At 31.6% G+C, this 20679-nt stretch carries 21 protein-coding genes and 5 tRNA genes; 20 read left to right on the top strand and 6 right to left on the bottom strand.

The window, feature by feature from the left end; genetic code table 11:
* Positions 1–66 precede the first annotated feature (66 nt).
* The gene (locus tag ASC41_RS03110; RefSeq protein ID WP_241489623.1) at positions 67–1341 is read right to left on the bottom strand and encodes an exo-beta-N-acetylmuramidase NamZ family protein; all 1275 of its coding nucleotides are present in this window, start codon (positions 1339–1341) and stop codon (positions 67–69) included.
* Between the two features lie 7 nt (positions 1342–1348).
* On the opposite strand from ASC41_RS03110, the gene ASC41_RS03105 reads away from it, so the two are divergent.
* Positions 1349–2587: an ABC transporter permease gene (locus tag ASC41_RS03105; protein ID WP_055435185.1), complete on the top strand. Its 1239-nt coding sequence runs from the start codon at positions 1349–1351 to the stop codon at positions 2585–2587.
* Positions 2588–2854: 267 nt separating this feature from the next.
* Complete coding sequence (locus tag ASC41_RS03100; protein WP_055435184.1) at positions 2855–3835, top strand: PLP-dependent cysteine synthase family protein; 981 nt, start codon at positions 2855–2857, stop codon at positions 3833–3835.
* Positions 3836–4055: 220 nt separating this feature from the next.
* On the opposite strand, the gene ASC41_RS03095 is transcribed toward ASC41_RS03100, so the two are convergent.
* The 5 genes from ASC41_RS03095 to ASC41_RS16905 all read right to left on the bottom strand — a co-directional run bounded on the left by ASC41_RS03095 (position 4056) and on the right by ASC41_RS16905 (position 7591).
* The gene (locus ASC41_RS03095) at positions 4056–4985 is read right to left on the bottom strand and encodes a TolB-like translocation protein (protein ID WP_055435183.1); all 930 of its coding nucleotides are present in this window, start codon (positions 4983–4985) and stop codon (positions 4056–4058) included.
* Positions 4986–5176: 191 nt separating this feature from the next.
* Positions 5177–5770 (bottom strand): hypothetical protein, encoded by a 594-nt coding sequence (locus ASC41_RS03090; RefSeq protein ID WP_055435182.1) that lies wholly within the window; start codon positions 5768–5770, stop codon positions 5177–5179.
* On the bottom strand, positions 5763–6269 hold the full coding sequence (locus tag ASC41_RS03085; RefSeq protein ID WP_055435181.1) for an RNA polymerase sigma factor: 507 nt from the start codon (positions 6267–6269) through the stop codon (positions 5763–5765). Before ASC41_RS03085 ends, ASC41_RS03090 begins: the two co-directional genes overlap by 8 nt.
* Positions 6259–7143: an alpha/beta fold hydrolase gene (locus tag ASC41_RS03080; protein ID WP_055435180.1), complete on the bottom strand. Its 885-nt coding sequence runs from the start codon at positions 7141–7143 to the stop codon at positions 6259–6261. Before ASC41_RS03080 ends, ASC41_RS03085 begins: the two co-directional genes overlap by 11 nt.
* Positions 7144–7432: 289 nt before the next feature.
* A complete protein-coding gene (locus ASC41_RS16905; RefSeq protein WP_160318793.1) occupies positions 7433–7591 on the bottom strand; it encodes a hypothetical protein in 159 nt (52 codons plus the stop codon).
* Positions 7592–7930: 339 nt separating this feature from the next.
* On the opposite strand from ASC41_RS16905, the gene ASC41_RS03075 reads away from it, so the two are divergent.
* From ASC41_RS03075 to rplK, 18 genes are all read left to right on the top strand, one after another.
* Complete coding sequence (locus ASC41_RS03075; RefSeq protein ID WP_055435179.1) at positions 7931–9211, top strand: DUF2851 family protein; 1281 nt, start codon at positions 7931–7933, stop codon at positions 9209–9211.
* Positions 9212–9250: 39 nt separating this feature from the next.
* A complete protein-coding gene (locus ASC41_RS03070) occupies positions 9251–9478 on the top strand; it encodes a PspC domain-containing protein (protein ID WP_055435178.1) in 228 nt (75 codons plus the stop codon).
* Between the two features lie 3 nt (positions 9479–9481).
* Positions 9482–10507, top strand: coding sequence for a potassium channel family protein (locus tag ASC41_RS03065; protein WP_055435177.1), 1026 nt, complete (start codon positions 9482–9484; stop codon positions 10505–10507).
* A 92-nt stretch (positions 10508–10599) separates the two neighbouring features.
* The gene (locus ASC41_RS03060; protein WP_055435176.1) at positions 10600–12210 is read left to right on the top strand and encodes an alanine/glycine:cation symporter family protein; all 1611 of its coding nucleotides are present in this window, start codon (positions 10600–10602) and stop codon (positions 12208–12210) included.
* 14 nt (positions 12211–12224) lie between these two features.
* Positions 12225–13103: a ComEA family DNA-binding protein gene (locus ASC41_RS03055; RefSeq protein ID WP_055435175.1), complete on the top strand. Its 879-nt coding sequence runs from the start codon at positions 12225–12227 to the stop codon at positions 13101–13103.
* 11 nt (positions 13104–13114) lie between these two features.
* Positions 13115–14287, top strand: coding sequence for an acyl-CoA dehydrogenase family protein (locus tag ASC41_RS03050; protein ID WP_055435174.1), 1173 nt, complete (start codon positions 13115–13117; stop codon positions 14285–14287).
* Between the two features lie 260 nt (positions 14288–14547).
* Positions 14548–15966, top strand: coding sequence for a carboxypeptidase-like regulatory domain-containing protein (locus ASC41_RS03045; RefSeq protein WP_055435173.1), 1419 nt, complete (start codon positions 14548–14550; stop codon positions 15964–15966).
* Between the two features lie 184 nt (positions 15967–16150).
* Positions 16151–17041: a tyrosine-type recombinase/integrase gene (locus tag ASC41_RS03040; RefSeq protein ID WP_055435172.1), complete on the top strand. Its 891-nt coding sequence runs from the start codon at positions 16151–16153 to the stop codon at positions 17039–17041.
* A gap of 33 nt (positions 17042–17074) precedes the next feature.
* Positions 17075–17377, top strand: coding sequence for a ribosome hibernation-promoting factor, HPF/YfiA family (hpf, locus tag ASC41_RS03035; protein WP_055435171.1), 303 nt, complete (start codon positions 17075–17077; stop codon positions 17375–17377).
* A gap of 101 nt (positions 17378–17478) precedes the next feature.
* Positions 17479–17552, top strand: a tRNA-Thr gene (locus tag ASC41_RS03030).
* Positions 17553–17617: 65 nt separating this feature from the next.
* Positions 17618–17699, top strand: a tRNA-Tyr gene (locus ASC41_RS03025).
* A gap of 51 nt (positions 17700–17750) precedes the next feature.
* Positions 17751–17823, top strand: a tRNA-Gly gene (locus ASC41_RS03020).
* Positions 17824–17834: 11 nt separating this feature from the next.
* Positions 17835–17906 (top strand) — tRNA-Thr (locus tag ASC41_RS03015).
* 69 nt (positions 17907–17975) lie between these two features.
* Entirely contained in the window at positions 17976–19163 is a 1188-nt protein-coding gene (gene tuf / locus ASC41_RS03010; protein WP_055435170.1) for an elongation factor Tu, read from the top strand.
* Between the two features lie 61 nt (positions 19164–19224).
* Positions 19225–19297, top strand: a tRNA-Trp gene (locus ASC41_RS03005).
* Positions 19298–19388: 91 nt separating this feature from the next.
* Complete coding sequence (gene secE, locus ASC41_RS03000; protein WP_055435169.1) at positions 19389–19583, top strand: preprotein translocase subunit SecE; 195 nt, start codon at positions 19389–19391, stop codon at positions 19581–19583.
* A 9-nt stretch (positions 19584–19592) separates the two neighbouring features.
* Entirely contained in the window at positions 19593–20147 is a 555-nt protein-coding gene (gene nusG / locus ASC41_RS02995) for a transcription termination/antitermination protein NusG (protein ID WP_055435168.1), read from the top strand.
* Positions 20148–20222: 75 nt separating this feature from the next.
* Positions 20223–20663: a 50S ribosomal protein L11 gene (gene rplK / locus ASC41_RS02990; protein ID WP_055435167.1), complete on the top strand. Its 441-nt coding sequence runs from the start codon at positions 20223–20225 to the stop codon at positions 20661–20663.
* Positions 20664–20679 lie beyond the last annotated feature (16 nt).

The raw sequence follows: 20679 nt of genomic DNA, 5'->3' as shown, positions 1-20679 counted from the left end.
CTTTTATAGTTTATATACTTACTGTGGTTTTAATATTCTAAGAATAAGTCGAGTATAATAGAATCACTAATTATAAATTAGATACTTAGCACGTATTACATTAAAACTGTCTAAGCCATCTTTCCAGGTGGCTTTTATGTTGTCTATAGATTCTCCAGCTTCAATTTGTTTCTGTAATTTTTTAGTTCCTGCTAGTTTGCTAAAGAAACCGTTAGATAAAAAGAACTTGCTTTTATCCCTAGTAGCGTTGTAAGCATTAATTAGGTAGCTTAAATCTAATGCCTTTAACTTTGGTGTAGTTGTTAAATTATAGCCATTACAAAGTTCGTTTTTATATTTTGGATATTTAGAACCAAAGTTTGGTTGAGGTATAAATTCAAATTTAGATTTTGGCAAAAAAGGAGAACCATAAATTTGAAACTGTAACTCCGTACCACGACCGGCACTTATATTTGTACCTTCAAAAAAACAAAGACTAGGATATAGGTTTATAGCAATGTCGTTAGGTAAGTTAGGAGACGGTTTAATAGGTAAACTATAAGCTAACTCATGATTGTAGTTTTTCATTGTAATAACAGTAAGCTCGCATTTTAAATTATTTTCTAGCCAACCTTCACCATTAATCATTTGTGCGTATTCACCAATCGTCATACCGTGTACTACAGGAATAGGATGCATGCCAATAAAACTCTTATGCTCCTTTTCTAAAATAGGTCCATCAACATAATGTCCATTTGGGTTGGGTCTATCAAAAATAATAACAGGAATATTTGCTTCGGCGCAAGCCTCCATAACATAATGTAACGAAGAAATATAAGTATAGAAGCGTGCACCAACATCTTGTATATCAAAGATCACAACATCCAAATTCTTTAATTGCTCGGCAGAAGGTTTCTTGTTCTTTCCGTAAAGAGAAATAATAGGTAAACTCGTTTTAGTATCTATACCATCTTTAACCACTTCACCAGCATCGGCCTTACCTCTAAAACCATGCTCTGGAGCAAAAACTTTTTTAACATCAATTTTATTAGAAATTAACGAATCTACCAAGTGTATGTAATTGTCATTATTATCGGTTTGCGATAAATCTATCTCATTTTTAAACACTACACTGGTTTGGTTTGCTACTACGCCAACACGTTTGCCTTTTAAAAGTTTTAAATACGCATTGGTTTGGTTTGCACCAATAACAAGAGTATTGTTATTCTTTACTGGCTCAATAACCTCTAAAGTAGTATTGGTTCGGGAAGCAACATCAACCTTATTCGCCTTTCCGCAAGAAATTCCTAAAAAAAGAAATAATAAAACTGTATTTTTACACCACATTAATTGTACACTCATAACTTTTTTGAATTTCGAATATTTTATAGCTAAACGCATTATTGATAGTAAAGCGTATAAAAGTAGTATATCGGCACCAATAATAAAAATTGGAATCGTAGCAATTGCACTTGGAATTATTGTAATGATGATTGCCATAGCAACAGGAATTGGTCTACAACAAAAAATAAGAGATAAAGTAGTGGCATTTAATGGGCACGCAACTATTACTAATTACGATACCAATAATTCGCAAGAAAGTCAAAAACCGATTTCTATAAATCAAGATTTTTATCCAGATTTTAATAGCGTATCGGGCATAAAACATGTGCAAGGTGTAGCAACAAGACATGCTGTTTTTATACAACCAGACACTTTCGAGAGTGTTGTAATAAAAGGTGTTGGTGCAGATTACGATTGGCAATACCTACAAGAATTTTTAGTAGAAGGTGTTTTGCCAGACTTTTCACAAAAACGAAACGAAGACCTTTTAATATCTCAATATTTTGCCAATAGACTTAATTTAAAAATAGGAGATAAGGTAACCGCTTACTTTTTAGACAAAGACGCGACTAAACTACCAAGACCATTAGGTTATAATGTAGTTGGCATTTATAACTCTGGTTTTAAAGATTTCGACCAGCAATTTGCTATTGGAGACATTAAACATATTCAGCGTTTAAACAAATGGGAAGCAGACCAAATAGGAAATTTTGAAGTTTTTATAGACGATTTCGATGCTATAGACCAAAAAACAGATGCTATTTTTCAAGAAACGCCTTCGACATTAAACGTAGAATCGGTAAAGCAAAAATTCGGAATGGTATTCGAATGGATTGGTATTTTCGATAAAAACATCATTGGCATCATTGGTATAATGATTATAGTTGCTGGTATTAATATGATAACCGCATTACTAGTCCTAATTCTAGAGCGCACCCAAATGATTGGTATACTAAAAGCTTTAGGAAGTAGTAATAATACTGTAAGAAAAATATTTATTTACAATGCCACTTATCTTATTCTTAAAGGCCTTTTTTGGGGAAATCTAATAGGATTAGGTTTACTATTTGCACAAAAGTATTTTGGCTTTTTAAGCTTCCCAAATCCAGAACAGTACTATATGACAACCATTCCGGTGTACATAAGTTTAGATTATATTTTACTATTAAATATAGGTACATTTGTTTTATGCTTGGCAATGTTACTAATCCCATCTTACATTATTACTAAAATATCTCCAGTAAAAGCCATTCGTTTCGAGTAGCATATTTTGGGCGTTACCTAAAGGTCGCGCTTTCCGCTATATCTTTTTTGCTTTTAATGGCAAAAAAGGATGCCGCTTTAATCGCTAACGCGGGCGTATTAATTAAGTTTAGTTATCTAAATTAGTGTGTAAGCATCTATTTGTTTGCGCTTTTAAACCTTAGAATTACTATGTAGCTTACCTCTCGTTAAAATGAACGTTAAAACAAACAAAAGTATATTTCCATTTTAGTACTTTTGCAAAAGAAAAAGTAAAATAAAAAAACGCATGCAATACGCAGAAAATATCCTTGGAACTATAGGAAACACACCATTAGTAAAAATAAACAAGCTTACAGCAGAGCTACCATGTTTGGTACTCTCTAAGTACGAAACCTTTAATCCCGGAAACTCGGTTAAAGATCGTATGGCACTGCAAATGATTGAAGATGCCGAAGCCGATGGTAGATTAAAACCGGGAGGAACAATTATAGAAGGTACCTCTGGTAATACAGGAATGGGATTAGCATTAGCTGCCATAATAAAAGGTTACAAATGTATTTTTGTAATGGCAGATAAGCAATCTAAAGAAAAAGTAGATATTCTAAAAGCAGTAGGAGCAGAAGTAGTAGTTTGCCCAACAGCTGTAGATCCAGAAGACCCAAGATCGTATTACTCGGTATCAAAACGTTTAGGTGAAGAAACACCAAATTCATGGTACGTAAACCAATACGATAACCCAAGTAACGCAAAAGCACACTACCAAAGTACAGGACCAGAAATCTGGGAACAGACCGATGGTAAAATAACGCACTTTGTTGTTGGTGTAGGAACAGGAGGAACAATTTCTGGAGTTGGTAAATATTTAAAAGAACAAAACCCAAATATTAAAATTTGGGGAATAGATACTTATGGTTCTGTATTTAAAAAATACCACGAGACTGGAATTTTCGATGAAAAAGAAATTTATCCTTATGTAACTGAAGGTATTGGAGAAGATATTTTGCCAAAAAATGTTGACTTCGATATTATTGATGGTTTTACAAAAGTAACAGATAAAGACGCTGCTGTTTATACGCAACGTTTAAGTAAAGAAGAAGGTATGTTTTTAGGTAACTCCGCAGGAGCAGCAATTAAAGGTGTACTACAATTAAAGGAGCACTTTACTAAAGACGATGTTGTTGTTGTATTATTTCACGATCATGGCTCACGTTATGTTGGTAAAATGTTTAACGACGAGTGGATGCGCGAAATGGGTTATATAGAGTAGCAAATTCCTTGCAAAAGCAGGAATCGGATAATAGAAAAGCAAAAAGCACAGTTTTATAACTGTGCTTTTTTTATTTATAATTTTAGCGTTTCGTTTAAATTTGTTGTCAGTTTTAATAACTGATTTAGCAAATAATAAATAAATAAATAAAAAATCCGTTAGGGTAGTCGTAATCAGATAAAGATTAGCAATAAATGTTATATGTTGTTGGTAGTAGTTTTTATTTTATTTTTATTGAGGTCATATAAATTTTACTTAAACCATTTTCTCCTTCTTTAATATATTTTTTAAAATCCGATATATTTTTAAATTTTATTGATTTGATATTCTTTCTTTTACTTGTGAAATATAATATTTGATTTTTCTCATCATAAAAAGGGCAGTATTCCATATACTCCGTGTTTATTGGAATACCTATATTTGTGGCTTTATTCCATTTTCCATTTATATCTTTTTTTGAAATATATAAATCACCACTGCCTTGTCCGTCTTTCTCATTATACTTTGTAAATAATATAAAATCTTCTTTTTTAGAGATAAAAGCATTAAATTCATATCCTTTACTATTTATGTTTTCATTTAAAAGAACAGGAGTTAAATATTTTCCAGCTTCCCATTTACAAAAATAAATATCATCCTTGCCAAATCCATTTGGAGAGTCCATTGTAAAATATAAATTATTATTGTCACTTACGGATGGGTAAAATTCGTCTAAATCTGAGTTAATTGGCTTTCCTATGTTTTTAGGTTCGGACCATTCATCATTTTTATTGCTTCTATCAACATACCAAATATCAAAATCCTTTTTTTTATCAATTGAATCATCTAGTGGTCTATCAGAAACAAAAAACAACCGATTCCCATTCATTGTTAAAAAAGGTTCTAAATACATAAAAGAATCACAAAAAGGTAATAATTTAGGCTCTAGCCACTCATTGTTTTCTTTCTTAATGGTGACTAATTGCGAAATCCCTCCATTAGGACTTTGTAAAGTAATAAACGCTTCATTTCCATCGGTTGAAATGCAAAAATCACGCACATTATGGAATTCATTTAGTTTTTTATCAAATTGTAAAACCTCATTTTTATTTTGAGCAGACAAAAAGCTTGAAATTAAAATTAGAGTAATTATTAATATAGTTTTCATCATAAATTATTTTCTTTTGATAATTGTCTTAATTATTGTCAATGTTTCGTTGTTATTAAATCGTTTCAATATTTTATATATTAAGTTAAACTAAGTTAGTAGAAAAAATGACAGTTTCAAGTTTGTAATGTGCTAAAAAGGGTGCATTCAAAATTATGTAAGATTGCTTTTATTAGTAATTTATTTAGATTGTTTTAATCTTCTAGGTTTTTTTTAAATTTCATAATATCTGTTAGTTTTTGCATTTCTTTTTTAACTCCTTTTCTTATTACAATAAAAAGTATGACAGCAATAACAACATAAGAAACATCAATTAATACTATATTCCATAATTCCATATTTAAACTAAACTCTGGTGTAATTAGATAAAATCCAATAGTGTATAGACCTATAATTATAGGAGCAATAATCTTATGAATAGTTTTTCTAAATTGATGAAATTTTATCGTGTTTTCGGTAGTTTTTAATGTGTTATCAATGTTACTTATTTGTTTGGCTTTATAGATACTAATTATTTCTATAAAAATTCTAAACACTAAACCAAAAATCATCAAGGCTACACCTATTCGGCTTAAGGTTTCTTTTAGGGGAGCAGTATAATAAAAGAATAAAGAAATTATTATAAGTGTAATTAACAGGATTGCTATTGTACCATAATAGAAAAAAAAGTTTTCTTTTTCCTTTTTTTTAATTTTCGCATATAAGCTATCAAAATTTGTAGTAGAAAGCTTAAGATTTTTTTTGCTATTCTGCCATTTACTTTGCAGTTCTTTAAAATCACTATCCATTGTTGTTCTTTTTTAAAATTGTTTCAAGACGTTTTTTTATCCTATGGATTTTAACTCTAACGTTTGTTGGTTTTATACCTATGATTTCAGATATATTATCATAATCTTGGTTTTCTAAAACCATCATAATAATTAGTCTATCTAGTTTTTTTAATTGTCCAATTGCTTTGTATAATTCGGGTGCATTTAGGTTTGTGGCGTTTTCGGTTTCTATGCTAGAGGCCTGATTTTCTATTTCAAAAGTAGATATAGTTCTCTCTTTTTTATCTTTCTTTACATATTGTAAACAGGTGTTCACTGTTATTCTGTAAATCCAAGTTTTGTAAGATGATGCTCCTCTAAATTTTTCTAAATTATTCCAAACACTAATAAAAATTTCTTGAGACAAATCGTTGGCTGTATCCTTATCACCTTTTACAAATCCCAAGCACATTTGTAAAACCATTGGATGATGCTGGTGATAGATTGTTTCAAAAGGTTTGTTTTTATTATTTTTCATTAACTAAAAAATCATTAACAGTTTTATAAAACCATTCTGGCTGATCGAACATTAAAAAGTGTTTACTGTTAGATGCCATTATTATAGTTTTGTTAGTTAGGTTAGTGTATTGATCTTCATAGTTTTGTTTTGCAACTACTACATCAGGGAAAGATGCACCTATTATTAAGGTTTCGCATTTTATTTTGTTCAAAACAGTTCTTAAGTCTAGTTTTAATAAATCGGTATATCCATAAACCCAGGTTTTTCTATCTGCTTTAAGTATCCAATCTTTTATAATTTCTTTTTTGTCTTCTTTCAATGTCATATTTGAAGCCATCATAGTAGCCATACCTTGAAACTGAGCTTTATCCATATTCAGCATTTGCGTATTGTACGGGCTACTGTAATAAAAGTTCTCTGCGGGTACATTAGGCATCATTATTTCTCGCATACAAGGTAATGCTTCGACTATAATAATTTTAGAAACTTTATTATTTAATTCTGCAGCGATATCAACGGCTAAATTTCCACCCATACTATGTCCAACAATAATAATATTATTCATATTGTTTTCTTTTATATATTCTACAAGTGCGTTTTTAATATTGGAATACCAAGGCATTTCTATTGGCTTGTTTCCATTAAAACCTGCGTAAGAAACAAGGTGAGATTCTCTTTCTAAAGTTAAATTTTGAATGGTTTCTTTCCAAATAGATTCAGGTGCAGTAAAACCAGGGAGAAATAAAATAGGTTTTCCTTTTCCAATAGTTTCTATTGTAATTGGTTCTAGTTTATCGGTTTCAATTAAACTTGTTTGTCGGTTAAATCCGAAGCTATTAGTACTGCTTATCGTAATAATGAATAGAGCGATAATTTTAAATAATTTTTTCATAATACTACTGTTTTAAAGGTTTATATCCCTTTGATTAAGAAAACAGTATTTGTTACACTTTTAAATTATTTTTTCTTCGTTATTTTTTATTTGAAGTTGTTTTTTCTAATAATTACAGGACATGACGACTGATAATATTTTTTTTATAAATAATATTAGAACCTTGTAATATAAATAAATGAGTGTAGATTTTTTTTAACTAGTTGTTCTTTTATAAGAAGGTAAAAAAAAGTTTTTAAAAAAACTGTTACGGTGTGTGGAAGGAGAAACTGCTATTATGAATAATAACTTATTGTTTTTCAGCACCATAAGAAGCATTAGTATCATCATTTAAAAGATAGGCCTTATTTGTATTCTTAAAAAGGAATAAAGTGTCTACATGCGATAATGGACTAAATGTACCAAAACTATTTTTATGTATAAAGTTTTGTGTTACTACTAAATACAATCCATTAGTATATAAGTTTGCTGTATTTAACTCAACATCTATAACTGTAGTTATATCTATTTTTAAATTGTTTTAAGAATTGGTATTATAGTCAAAGGAAACAAACTCCTTTTCAAACACTTGAGTCTGTAGATTGTTTAAAGGTGTCATCAGTATTAGTACTAGACGAGAGTGAAAACAAAATTGAAAATGCTATTAATAATTTATGTAATTTACTCATAATGTAATAATGTTTTAAGGAAAAGAGCTTTGTAATCTTTGTTGTCCCGTTTAGGCGAAGGTTATATAAAAAACATTACAAAGTGAAATTTATTGTTTGCAATTTCTTACATTTAAGACATGCAAGAAGACTTTCTACATTATCTCTGGAAACACAAAAAGATAACGACCACAAATCTTAAAACTACAAAAGGAGAAAAAATAGTTATTAATAATGTAGGGGAGCATAATCACAATGCAGGGCCAGATTTTTTTAATGCGCAATTAAAAATTGAAAATCAGTTATGGGCAGGAAATTTAGAAATTCATATAAAATCTAGCGATTGGTACCTGCATAACCATGAGATCGATAGTAATTACGATAATGTAATTATACACGTAGTTTGGGAACATGACACAGAAATTTTTAGAAAAGACAATACCGAAATCCCAACACTAGAATTAAAACATTATGTTACTCCCGAGGCATTAAATAATTATCAAAAATTATTTAGTAATACACAAAAATGGATTAATTGCGAAAACGATTTTGCAAGCATTCCAGAATTTGCGATGTCCAATTGGTTAGAGCGTTTGTATTTTGAACGATTAGAGCGTAAAGCAAATGATATTAATATAGTGTTACAACAAAGTATAAATAATTGGGAAGCTGTTTTATTTAAAATGCTGGCTAAAAACTTTGGACTTAAAGTAAACGGACAGGCATTCGCAAGTATTACAAGTTCTTTTGATTTTTCTATAATAAGAAAACAACAATCTAAGTTGTTAAGTTTAGAAGCATTACTATTTGGTCAAGCCGGATTATTACAAGACGATTGCCAAGAACCGTACTTTTTAGAACTAGAAAAAGAATATCAGTTTTTAAAACAAAAGTTTAGTTTATCTTCTCAAAATATAACACCGCTGCAATTTTTTAGATTACGTCCTCCAAATTTTCCAACCATTCGTTTATCGCAATTGGCGAATATGTACTATTTACATCAAAATGTATTTTCAAAAATTATAGAAACAAAAACCTTAGAAGATTTCTATAAGTTGTTTTCTGTAGAAACATCTGTATTTTGGGAAACTCATTATACGTTTAGTAAAGTATCAAAAGCTTCAAAAAAGAGATTAACAAAATCGTTTGTAGATTTGCTATTAATTAATACTATCATTCCTATCAAGTTTAGCTACGCAAAAAAAATAGGTAAACCTGTTGATAACGATATTATAAAATTGCTAGAGCAAATAGCTTCAGAAAAGAATAGCATCGTTAATAAATTCAATAGCTTAAAAAAGGTTTCTAAATCTGCATTAGACTCCCAAGCTTTAATTCAGCTTAAAACCGAATATTGCGATAAAAATAAATGTTTGCAATGTGCTATTGGTAATCAGTTGCTTAATAAAATATCAAACTAATTTAGAATTAAATTAGAAAAGGTTTTATTACCTTGCAATATGCAAATAGCACGAAATACATTATTGTTTTTTCAAAAACACGGCTACCATGTTTGTCAGCGAATAGCAGATAGATTAGGTATTCGTGCAAAAATTGTTCGTACCTCTTTTATGTACTTAACATTTATAACCGTGGGATTTGGTTTTGCCTTATACTTATTTATGGCTTTCTGGATGCGAATAAAAGATATTCTATACACTAAAAGATCTTCGGTTTTCGACTTGTAAAAAATGGTAGATTCATTACTTAAATTTTTTAGAACAAAAATATATTTAGCCATTGCGCTATTAGTATTTGTATTGTTAACAGGTGTTTTAGGGTTTAAAATGATCTCTGGATACTCTTGGGTGGATGCTATTTATATGACGGTTATTACTATTACAACCGTAGGTTTTGGTGAAGTGCAACCGCTGGATGATAGCTCTAAAATATTTACTGTATTTTTAATTTTGTCTAGTGTTGTAATAGTAGGTTATGCACTTTCTATTATTACCGAGTATATTATTAGTAGAAATAACTTCGATGAGCTAAAAAAGAAAAAGATGCAAAAGAAAATTGATGGTTTTCAAAATCATACCATTATTTGTGGTTTTGGACGTAATGGAAAACAGGCCGCTAAAAAATTAATGTCTTATAAAAAGGCATTTGTAATTATAGAGAAAAATAAAGATATTATAGAGAAGTTTCAAAGTGAAACATTGCCAATGGTTTTTGGAAATGCTAATGAAGATGAAGTGCTTTTGCAAGCAGGTTTAGAAAGAGCAGGTACATTAATTTCGGCTTTACCAAGTGATGCCGATAATCTATTTGTAGTACTCTCAGCGAGACAGATAAACAAAAATGCATGCATAATTAGTCGTGCTTCTCGAGAAACATCTTATCAAAAGTTAAAATTAGCAGGTGCTAATAATGTTATTTCTCCAGATAGAATTGGGGGAGATCACATGGCATCTTTAGTTGTAGTACCAGATTTAATAGAGTTTATAGATAACCTAGCAGTAGGCGGAAGCGATAATGTAAATATTGAAGAAATAGATGTAGATAAACTCTATAATACTTCTAATAAAGTGCAGACTATTAAAGATTTAGACTTAAGAAATAAAACGGGATGTACAGTTATTGGTTTTAAAGGAAGTGGAGGAGAATATATTGTAAATCCTGAAGCCGAAATAAAATTAGTACCACATTCTAAAGTTATTGTTCTTGGAAGACCAGAGCAAATACAACAGCTAAAATCTATCTACGATTTAGATTAGTGTTAATCTTTTAACGATTACCATTTTATAAACTCAGCATTTTTTTGCATCTTGCTATTCTTAAACTAAAAATTAACTAACTAAAACACATTATGAAGAAGTATCTTCTTTCAATTTTATCTTTAATTTTACCACTATTATCAATCGCTCAAGACTCCGCAGAGATTGGTATCGATCAAAAAATCGATAATGCCTTTGGAAGCGCAACAGGCTGGTTTGTGGATTTAATCTTTTATCAAATAAATTTTGGAGGCGGTGTAAAAATATTTTGGGTTCTATTTCCTTTAATACTCGGAGCTTTATATTTTACTTTTTACTTTAAGTTTATAAATTTTAGAGGATTCTTTACTTCTGTAAATATTGTAAGAGGAAAGTACGATCATCTTGATGGTGCAGATGATAAGAGTATACAGGACTTGCATGTTTCAGGAGATTCAACTCCAGGAGGAGATTCTATAGAAACTATAAAAGTAGAAAACCATGAAGGTGAGGTTAGTCATTTCCAAGCATTAACGGCTGCATTATCTGCTACCGTAGGTTTAGGAAACATTGCAGGTGTTGCCATTGCAGTTTCAATTGGTGGAGCTGGAGCAACATTTTGGATGATTATTGCTGGATTTTTAGGAATGGCTTCAAAATTTGTAGAATGTACCTTAGGTGTAAAATATAGAGATATAGAATCAGACGGTACTGTTTACGGAGGACCAATGTATTACTTAACAAAAGGATTAAAGTCTAAAGGAATGGGCGGCTTAGGTAGAGTGCTAGCTGTTCTTTTCGCTGTATTTGTTATTGGTGGTTCTTTTGGAGGTGGTAACATGTTCCAAGTAAATCAAGCATTTCAATTAGTAGAAAACATTACAGGAGGAGAGCAATCTTTCTTACATGGTTATGGTTGGGCATTTGGTCTCGTTATGGCTATTTTAGTAGGTATTGTTATTATTGGTGGTATTAAGAAAATTGCAAGTGTTACAGATAAAATTGTACCGTTCATGGTTGCTATTTATGTAGCAGCATCATTATTTGTAATTATTTCTAAATCAGATATGATTGGTTCAGCTTTTCTAGCAATTTGGGATGGCGCATTTAGCCCAGAAGGAATTGCCGGTGGTGTAGTTGGTGTATTAGTGCAAGGATTTAGACGTGCAGCATTCTCGAATGAAGCAGGTATTGGTTCGGCTTCGATAGCGCATTCTGCAGTAAAAACAAAATATGCTGCAAGTGAAGGTTTAGTGGCATTATTAGAACCTTTTATAGATACTGTTATTGTTTGTACAATGACGGCTTTAGTATTAATTATTACAGGTTTTGTAGATCCATCTAATCCTCCAGGAAGTGATGCTCAAGCAATTTTATTAACATCTAGTGCTTTCGAATCTTCGATCTCATGGTTCCCATATGTATTAACTATAGCGGTTGTATTGTTCGCATTTAGTTCTATGATTTCTTGGTCTTACTACGGTTACCAAGGATGGTCTTATCTATTCGGACGTACTAAAAAAGCAGAGTACACTTATAAAGTTATCTTTTGTGTATTTGTAGTTGTTGGTGCTGCAGCAAGTTTAGGATCTGTAATTGGATTCTCAGATGCTATGGTATTTGCAATGATGGTTCCCAACATGATAGGTTTAGTACTTCTTGCTCCTAAAGTAAAGGAGGAGCTTACAAAGTATATGTCTGCTATTAAAGCTAAAAAAGAATAACATATAGTATTAATATGAAAAATATAAAATCCCATTTCAAGTTCACTACGCAACAACGAAATGGGATTTTTTTATTGCTATTACTTATTGTTGCTTTGCAATGTGTTTATGCATTTGTTAATTTTTCTTCGGAAGAGATAACCGTAGATTCAAAAGCATTGCAGTTATTTCAAACAGAAATAGATTCTTTAAAATTGGTAGAGCTTGAAAAGCGTAAACCAAAAATCTATCCGTTTAATCCTAATTTCATTACAGATTATAAAGGTTATACTTTAGGAATGTCTAGCGAAGAAATTAATAGACTTTTAAAATTTAGAGCTAAAGACCAATGGATAAATTCTTCAAAACAATTTCAGCAAGTCACAAAAGTTTCAGATTCAATTTTTAATAAAATATCTCCTTATTTTAAATTTCCAGATTGGGTAACAAACCCAAAACCTAAAAAACAATACACTAAATCTTTCAGTACAAGTAAGCCTAAAACCGAAGCAGAGAAAATAGATTTAAATATTGCCACAGCAATTCAGCTTCAAAAGGTTTATGGAATAGGTGAGGCATATTCTCAGCGTATTATTAAATACCGAACAAAACAAAATGGATTTGTTTCAATAATAGAGTTAAATCAAGTCTATGGTTTAAAACCAGAGACAATAGAAGAGCTTAAAAAATCGTTTAGTTTAAAAACGCCTAAAGCAATTAATAAGATTAATTTAAACACAGCTTCCAAATCACAGTTAGTAACTGTAAGATTTATAGATTACGAAATAGCCCATAATATTATAGAATACAGAACACTGCATGAAGGCTTTAGTTCTTTTGAGGATTTAATAAAAGTTAAAGACTTTCCAGTGAAAAAAATAGAGATAATTAAGTTATATTTACAGCTTAATTAGAATATAATAAAATGGACAGCAGATACTTCACCGAAGAACATAATTTATTTAGACAAAGTTTAGCAGATTTCTTGCAAAAAGAGGTTGTACCGCATATAGACAAGTGGGAAAAAACAGGTCATATAGAACGCTTTATATGGGAGAAATTTGGGGAGATGGGATTCTTCGGAATCGCATATCCTGAAGCTTATGGTGGAATGGATTTAGATTTGTTTTATACCGTTATATTTTTAGAAGAACTTCAAAAAGTAAACTCTGGAGGTTTCGCAGCAGCAATGTGGGCGCATGCATACTTAGCAATGACGCATGTAAATGCAGAAGGAAGCGAAGAGATTAAACAAAAATATTTAACAAAAAGTATTACAGGAGAGTTTATTGGTGCTATGGCAGTAACCGAACCTTTTGGAGGTAGTGATGTTGCAGGGATGCGAACAACTGCTGTAAAAGAAGGAAACACTTATGTATTAAATGGTTCTAAAACTTTTATTACAAATGGTGTATACAGCGATTATATTGTAGTTGCAGCCAAAACAAGCCCAGAACTTGGTAATAAAGGTATTAGTATGTTTATTGTAGATAGAGATACAAAAGGAGTAAGTGCAACTAAATTAGATAAATTAGGTTGGAGAGCTAGTGATACGGGAGAAATTGCATTCGATAATGTAGTTATTCCGGCAAGCCACTTAATGGGAGAAGAAGGAAAAGGTTTTCCATACATTATGCAACACTTTGCTTTCGAGCGTTTAATTATGGGTGTTAACGCACACGCAAGAGCAGAATTTGCACTTGAATATGCAGTAAAGTATATGGGAGAACGTCAAGCATTTGGTAAAAGTATAGATAAGTTTCAAGCTTTACGTCATACAATGGCAGACTGCTATGCAGATATGGAAGTGTGTAAAGAATTTAACTACACAGTAGCAGCAAGATTAGATAAAAACGAATATGTTGTAAAAGAAGCAACTATATCTAAGCTACGCTCTACAAAAATGGCAGACGACGTTATTTATCAGTGTCTTCAAATGTTAGGAGGCTATGGTTATATGGAAGAGTATCCAATGGCACGTTTATTGCGTGATAGTAGACTAGGACCTATTGGAGGAGGAACTTCTGAAATCTTAAGAGAGATTATCGCTAAAATGGTAATTGATAAAAAGGAATATAAACCAGCTGTAAAGCATTAATTAAATTATTGTTTTAGCAAAAATTGTTTTCAATTTGCTAAAATGTTAATTGACATAAAGGTAAATATACCTAAAGTAAAATATAAGATTCTTGCTATTTATACTGACTTAAATTCGGTAAAGCAAGAATTTTATAGTTTACAGAAAGAGATTAAAGTTTAGAAAAGAAATATTACTTTTACCAAGTTTACTTCAATAACGTGACAATATTTTCGTTATTGAAAGGAGGTCGAATTATAAATATCAACTTTTTTAAAAAAATGAAATACCCAAATCAAGTTCTGTGTCTGTTATTCTTTTTATTTAGCACAATTGTCTTCGCTCAAAAAGAAATTAATAATCAAGTAGTAGATTTTTTTAGCGACTCACCTATAGAAAGTGCTAGTGTTTATATTAAAAGTACAGCAATAGGTACCATTACAAATGCAGATGGAAAATTTGCACTGCGTATTCCAGAAGAGAATGTGTCAGATACTTTGGTGGTTTCATCTATCGGATTTTCAACAGAAAAAATCCCATTAGATCAGTACGATGAATCTGAACCAATATATTTAGTAGAAGCAGTAGCATCTCTAGACGAGGTTGTGCTAGAAGCAGAAGCAAGGCCAGAAACAGGTAACGATATTGTTTTAAAAGCAATCGAACAGTTGCCATCAACAATGCCAGATTCTTCATACATTCAAAAAGGATTCTTAAGACATAAAGAGCGTAATAAAAAAGAATTTAAATGGCTTATCGAAAGTGCTATTTCAGTTTACGACTCCAGTTATGCAGTACCAGCAAAAAAACATTTAAAGATTAATGTAGATCAAATGCGTAAAAGTTACGATTTAAGAGATGTTGATAGCTTGTTTACTTATGCTTCTTACTTAAATCAAAATTCTACAGTAAGAACTAATCCTAAAAATTTAAAAAGAAGTCAAGTTAAAACCGCTTTATTAGAGAAATCTATTAAATGGAATGATAACAGAATAAACGGACTTCAAAACATATTCCAAGGTAAATTAAATATGTTTAGAAATGTAGATGGAAAAAAAGCAATATTTGGAGAAGACATATTAAAAAATCATCAATTTAAACTCGATACTATTTTAGTAGATAACGAACGTAAACTATATAAAATAGAAATTACTAAAGGCGAAGACTATGTAGGTTTAGACACCAAAGGTGTTTACAACGAAGGTTTCGAAGCTAAAGGCTGGTTGTATATCTATTATGATAATTTCGCTATTAAAAAGGTTGAATACGAACTAATAGCAGCTTCACAACAGCAAAAAAGTAGAAGTAAACGCCTGTTCGATACACTAACCAACCATAAGTTAGTAATAAGTTACAAGGAGTATAAAGATAAAATGTATCCTAATTATATTTATTACGAAACACCAAAACTTGTTAATGTAGGTTATAAACCTAAAAACAAACAAGACGAACAATTTGCCGAGCAATTTAATAAAGAAGAACGCTATTATTATACAATACAAGAAATCTTGTTCTCAGACATTGTCTTAGATCACGATAAAATAGAAGCCGAACTTGAAAAAAAATGGGATATGGATATTTTTTCGCCAAAAGCATATAACAAAGAGTTTTGGGAAACATACAATGTCTTGTTAGAAAGTGAAGACGAAGAAAAAATGATTCAAGACCTAAGCAAACGAGCATCACTCTTTAAAGAATAAATCTTATAGCGTTACCAAGGCTTGCAATAAAAATGCAAGTCTTGGTCAGGCTTTCACTACTCGCTCTCTGCGAGGAGCTCAAACAAACCGTTCAATCCTTAACGCGGGAGTACTTGTTAATTTAGTTTACACTAGTAAATTTAAGTAATGCTTATTTCTTATATTTAACAAACAAATTACAATTATGTCCATAAAAGCCTTTACAGATTATCTGCAACTAGAGCGTAACTATTCTAGTTTAACAGTAAAAGCATATACAAACGATATAAACTCTTTTCAATCCTATTTAGTTAAAGAATTCGACGATTCGCAATTAGATAAAGTAAACTACTCTCAAATTAGAAGTTGGATTGTGCAATTAGTAGAATCTAAAATTACAAACCGAAGTATAAATCGTAAAGTCTCAGCGTTAAATTCTTATTATAAGTTCTTATTAAAAATAGGAGACATAGAAATAAATCCACTAGCGAAACACAAAGCTTTAAAAACAAGTAAAAAAATACAAGTTCCTTTTTCCGAAGCCGAAATAAATATAGCGCTAGACGATTTAAAATACGAAGATGATTACGAAGGTCTAAGAAATAAACTAATAATAGAGTTGTTTTATTCTACAGGTATAAGAAGAATAGAATTAGTCAATATAAAGCTATCAGATATAGACTTTGGTAACAAGACGCTAAAAGTCTTAGGGAAACGAAATAAAGAGCGTTACGTTCCCTTATTGCAATCAGTAATAGAAACAATAGAAGTTTATTTACCAAAACGAAAAGAGCTAAGTGTAATTGAAGATGTTCACTCACTTTTTTTAACAAAAAAAGGAGTTAAAATATACGAAACTCTTGTTTACAGGATAATAAATGAGTATTTTAGTCTAGCATCTAATAAGGTGAAAAAGAGTCCGCATATACTAAGGCACTCATTTGCAACACACTTATTAAATCAAGGTGCAGATTTAAATGCTGTTAAAGAGCTTTTAGGACATTCAAGTTTGGCTGCTACCCAAATATACACACATAATAGTATAGCCGAACTTAAAAAAGTGTATACTAATGCACATCCAAGAAGTAAAAAGTAACAGCTATTGTATAACCTATTTAATACAACGCTTATGAAAGTAAACATGCAAGCAGTAAATTTCAATGCAAATCCAAAATTATTAAACTTCGTTCAAGAACGAATGGATAAGTTAGAAACGTATTTCGATAAAGTCATAAAATCTGACGTGTTTTTGAAAGTAGAAAACACAACAGGTAAAGAAAATAAAGTTTTTGAAGCACGAGTTAGCGTTCCTGGAGATAGTTTTGTTGTAAAAAAACAATGTAAATCTTTCGAAGAAGGCGCTGATAGCGCAATTGCATCGTTAGAAAGACAGCTAAAAAAGCGAAAAGAGAAATTAAGAGCACATTTATGAAAAAAATATGTAAAAAATGTTTTCGAATATCTAAATAAATATATACATTTGCAGTCCGTTAGAAATAGCGGACTTTTTTTTACCAAAAAAAGGTATTAAAAGCCGATGTAGCTCAGCTGGCTAGAGCAGCTGATTTGTAATCAGCAGGTCGTGGGTTCGAGTCCCTCCATCGGCTCTAAAATAAAAGAAGTTGAAAAAACTTTTTTTAAAGTTCTTTAAAATATTGATAAGTTTAAGATTGGGGAGATACTCAAGCGGCCAACGAGGGCAGACTGTAAATCTGCTGACTACGTCTTCGCAGGTTCGAATCCTGCTCTCCCCACTTTTTTTACCAAGAAAAAGTAAGTTTTAAACAAAGAATTATTAAATAATTGCGAGAGTAGCTCAGTTGGTAGAGCGTCAGCCTTCCAAGCTGAATGTCGCCAGTTCGAACCTGGTCTCTCGCTCTAATATTTAAGCCGGTGTAGCTCAGAGGTAGAGCGTTTCCTTGGTAAGGAAGAGGTCACGGGTTCAATTCCCGTCATTGGCTCAATTTATTAAATTACAACAAAAAATAGAACATTAAATTATTATATAACTAAGATTAAATTATTAAAACATGGCAAAGGCAACTTTCGATCGTTCAAAACCACACTTAAACATTGGTACAATTGGACACGTAGATCACGGTAAAACAACTTTAACTGCTGCTATTACTAAAGTATTAGCTGATGCAGGTTTCTCAGAAGCAAAAGATTTCGATCAAATTGATAACGCTCCTGAAGAGAAAGAAAGAGGTATTACAATTAATACTTCACACGTAGAATATGCAACAGCAAATCGTCACTACGCACACGTAGATTGTCCAGGTCACGCCGATTATGTTAAGAACATGGTTACAGGTGCTGCACAAATGGATGGAGCTATATTAGTTGTAGCTGCAACAGATGGTCCAATGCCACAAACTCGTGAGCACATCTTATTAGGTCGTCAAGTAGGTATCCCAAGAATAGTAGTATTCTTAAATAAAGTGGATATGGTTGATGATGAAGAGCTTTTAGAGTTAGTTGATATGGAAGTTCGTGAATTATTATCATTCTATGAGTATGATGGTGATAACGGACCTGTAGTATCGGGTTCTGCTTTAGGTGCACTTAACGGTGAGCAAAAGTGGGTTGATACTGTATTAGAATTAATGGAGCAAGTTGATGCTTGGATTGAAGAACCTTTAAGAGAAGTTGATAAGCCTTTCTTAATGCCTATTGAAGATGTATTTTCAATTACAGGTCGTGGTACTGTAGCAACTGGTCGTATTGAGACTGGTATCGCTAACACAGGAGATCCTGTAGAAATTATTGGTATGGGTGCTGAGAAAATTACTTCAACTATTACTGGAATTGAAATGTTCCGTCAAATATTAGATAGAGGTGAAGCTGGAGATAATGCAGGTATCTTATTAAGAGGTATTGAAAAGTCTCAAATCTCAAGAGGTATGGTAATCTGTAAGCCAGGTTCTGTAACTCCACATGCTAAATTTAAAGCAGAGGTTTATATCCTTAAGAAAGAAGAAGGTGGACGTCACACTCCATTCCACAATAACTACCGTCCTCAATTTTACGTTCGTACAACGGATGTAACTGGAAATATTGCATTACCAGAAGGAGTTGAGATGGTTATGCCAGGAGATAACTTAACAATACATGTTGAGTTAATTCAAGCAATTGCAATGAATGTTGGACTACGTTTCGCTATACGTGAAGGAGGTAGAACAGTTGGTGCAGGTCAGGTAACTGAAATCTTAGACTAATTTTAGTCTAACCAATATAGAGTTAAGGTGTCTCGTTTTCGTGATGCCTTAACTCATATTTACGGGCGTAGCTCAGTTGGTAGAGCACTGGTCTCCAAAACCAGGTGTCGGGAGTTCGAGTCTCTCCGCCCGTGCTTATAGTAATTAAGGCTTTTAATAAACCTTTTTAACTAAGACGAATTTGATAAATGTAGTAGTATGTCTATCGCAAAATAAAGATTGAAAATGGCTGGAATAGTAAATTATATTAAAGAATCATTCGGTGAATTGAAAAACAATGTGACTTGGACGCCTTGGCCAGAAGTACAAAAGTTAACAATTTTAGTTGCTGTATTTTCAATTATATTCTCTTTAGCAATTTGGGGAATTGATTCTGTTTTCAGTAGAGTTATAAGCGAATACTTTAAATTAATTAGTTAATATAAAGTTATGGCTGAAGTAGGAGAAAAAAAGTGGTACGTTGTAAGAGCAGTAAGTGGTCAAGAAAATAAGATCAAAACTTATATTGAAAACGAAATTGCGCGTTTAGGTTTACAAGATTATGTTGAGCAGGTTTTAGTTCCAACAGAAAATGTAGTTCAAATAAGAAACGGAAAAAAAATAAACAAAGAAAAAGTATATTTCAGTGGTTATATAATGATAAAGGCTAACCTTACAGGTGAAGTTCCACATATCATTAGATCAATAACAAATGTAATAGGTTTCTTAGGTGCAACTAAAGGCGGTGATCCATTACCTTTAAGACAATCTGAAGTAAATAGAATGTTAGGTAAAGTAGATGAATTATCTGTAGATATGGATTCTAGTGTTGCTATTCCATTTACAAAAGGAGAAACTGTAAAAGTTATAGATGGACCTTTTAATGGTTTTGATGGAACTATCGAAAACATTAATGAAGAAAAGCGTAAGCTTGAAGTAATGGTTAAGATTTTTGGAAGAAAAACACCATTAGAGTTAAGTTACATGCAAGTAGAAAAAATTTAATAATTGTTACAATACAATAAAGAAAGTGTTAAATCAGCTTCAAAATAGATTTAATACGAAACTAAATTATTTAAAATGGCAAAAGAATTAGGCAAAGTAGTCAAATTACAAGTAAGGGGAGGTGCAGCGAATCCGTCGCCACCGGTTGGACCCGCTTTAGGTGCCGCTGGTGTTAATATCATGGAGTTCTGTAAGCAGTTTAATGCTAGAACTCAAGACAAAGCTGGTAAAGTATTACCAGTTGTGATATCTGTTTATAAAGACAAATCATTTGACTTTGTAATTAAAACTCCACCAGCTGCAGTACAATTATTAGAAGCGGCCAAGGTGAAAAAAGGATCAGGTGAACCTCATGTACGTAAAGTAGCTAAGGTAACTTGGGATCAAATTAAAACTATTGCAGAAGACAAAATGGTAGATTTAAATGCATTTACAATTGGATCAGCAATGAAAATGATCGCAGGTACTGCAAGATCTATGGGTATAACTGTTAAAGGTGGTGAAGCACCTAATTAACCTAAAAAGATTTTAA

It is taken from the genome of Lacinutrix algicola, assembly GCF_001418085.1.
Taxonomy (GTDB): Bacteria; Bacteroidota; Bacteroidia; order Flavobacteriales; family Flavobacteriaceae; genus Lacinutrix; species Lacinutrix algicola.
The sequence above is the reverse complement of the archived record's forward strand: the minus strand, read 5'-3'. Positions and strand labels throughout refer to the sequence as shown.

Excerpts from the sequence above, each read along its gene's own strand:
- hpf (WP_055435171.1), top strand. The coding sequence starts at position 17,075 with ATGAAAGTAAACATGCAAGCAGTAAATTTCAATGCAAATCCAAAATTA.
- rplK (WP_055435167.1), top strand. The coding sequence starts at position 20,223 with ATGGCAAAAGAATTAGGCAAAGTAGTCAAATTACAAGTAAGGGGAGGT.
- ASC41_RS03055 (WP_055435175.1), top strand. The coding sequence starts at position 12,225 with ATGAAAAATATAAAATCCCATTTCAAGTTCACTACGCAACAACGAAAT.
- ASC41_RS03100 (WP_055435184.1), top strand. The coding sequence starts at position 2,855 with ATGCAATACGCAGAAAATATCCTTGGAACTATAGGAAACACACCATTA.
- ASC41_RS03045 (WP_055435173.1), top strand. The coding sequence starts at position 14,548 with ATGAAATACCCAAATCAAGTTCTGTGTCTGTTATTCTTTTTATTTAGC.
- ASC41_RS03070 (WP_055435178.1), top strand. The coding sequence starts at position 9,251 with ATGCAAATAGCACGAAATACATTATTGTTTTTTCAAAAACACGGCTAC.
- tuf (WP_055435170.1), top strand. The coding sequence starts at position 17,976 with ATGGCAAAGGCAACTTTCGATCGTTCAAAACCACACTTAAACATTGGT.
- ASC41_RS03090 (WP_055435182.1), bottom strand. The coding sequence starts at position 5,770 with ATGGATAGTGATTTTAAAGAACTGCAAAGTAAATGGCAGAATAGCAAA.
- ASC41_RS03065 (WP_055435177.1), top strand. The coding sequence starts at position 9,482 with ATGGTAGATTCATTACTTAAATTTTTTAGAACAAAAATATATTTAGCC.
- ASC41_RS03050 (WP_055435174.1), top strand. The coding sequence starts at position 13,115 with ATGGACAGCAGATACTTCACCGAAGAACATAATTTATTTAGACAAAGT.
- ASC41_RS03080 (WP_055435180.1), bottom strand. The coding sequence starts at position 7,143 with ATGAAAAAATTATTTAAAATTATCGCTCTATTCATTATTACGATAAGC.
- ASC41_RS03060 (WP_055435176.1), top strand. The coding sequence starts at position 10,600 with ATGAAGAAGTATCTTCTTTCAATTTTATCTTTAATTTTACCACTATTA.
- ASC41_RS03040 (WP_055435172.1), top strand. The coding sequence starts at position 16,151 with ATGTCCATAAAAGCCTTTACAGATTATCTGCAACTAGAGCGTAACTAT.
- ASC41_RS03085 (WP_055435181.1), bottom strand. The coding sequence starts at position 6,269 with ATGAAAAATAATAAAAACAAACCTTTTGAAACAATCTATCACCAGCAT.
- nusG (WP_055435168.1), top strand. The coding sequence starts at position 19,593 with ATGGCTGAAGTAGGAGAAAAAAAGTGGTACGTTGTAAGAGCAGTAAGT.
- ASC41_RS03110 (WP_241489623.1), bottom strand. The coding sequence starts at position 1,341 with ATGAGTGTACAATTAATGTGGTGTAAAAATACAGTTTTATTATTTCTT.
- ASC41_RS03075 (WP_055435179.1), top strand. The coding sequence starts at position 7,931 with ATGCAAGAAGACTTTCTACATTATCTCTGGAAACACAAAAAGATAACG.
- ASC41_RS03095 (WP_055435183.1), bottom strand. The coding sequence starts at position 4,985 with ATGATGAAAACTATATTAATAATTACTCTAATTTTAATTTCAAGCTTT.
- secE (WP_055435169.1), top strand. The coding sequence starts at position 19,389 with ATGGCTGGAATAGTAAATTATATTAAAGAATCATTCGGTGAATTGAAA.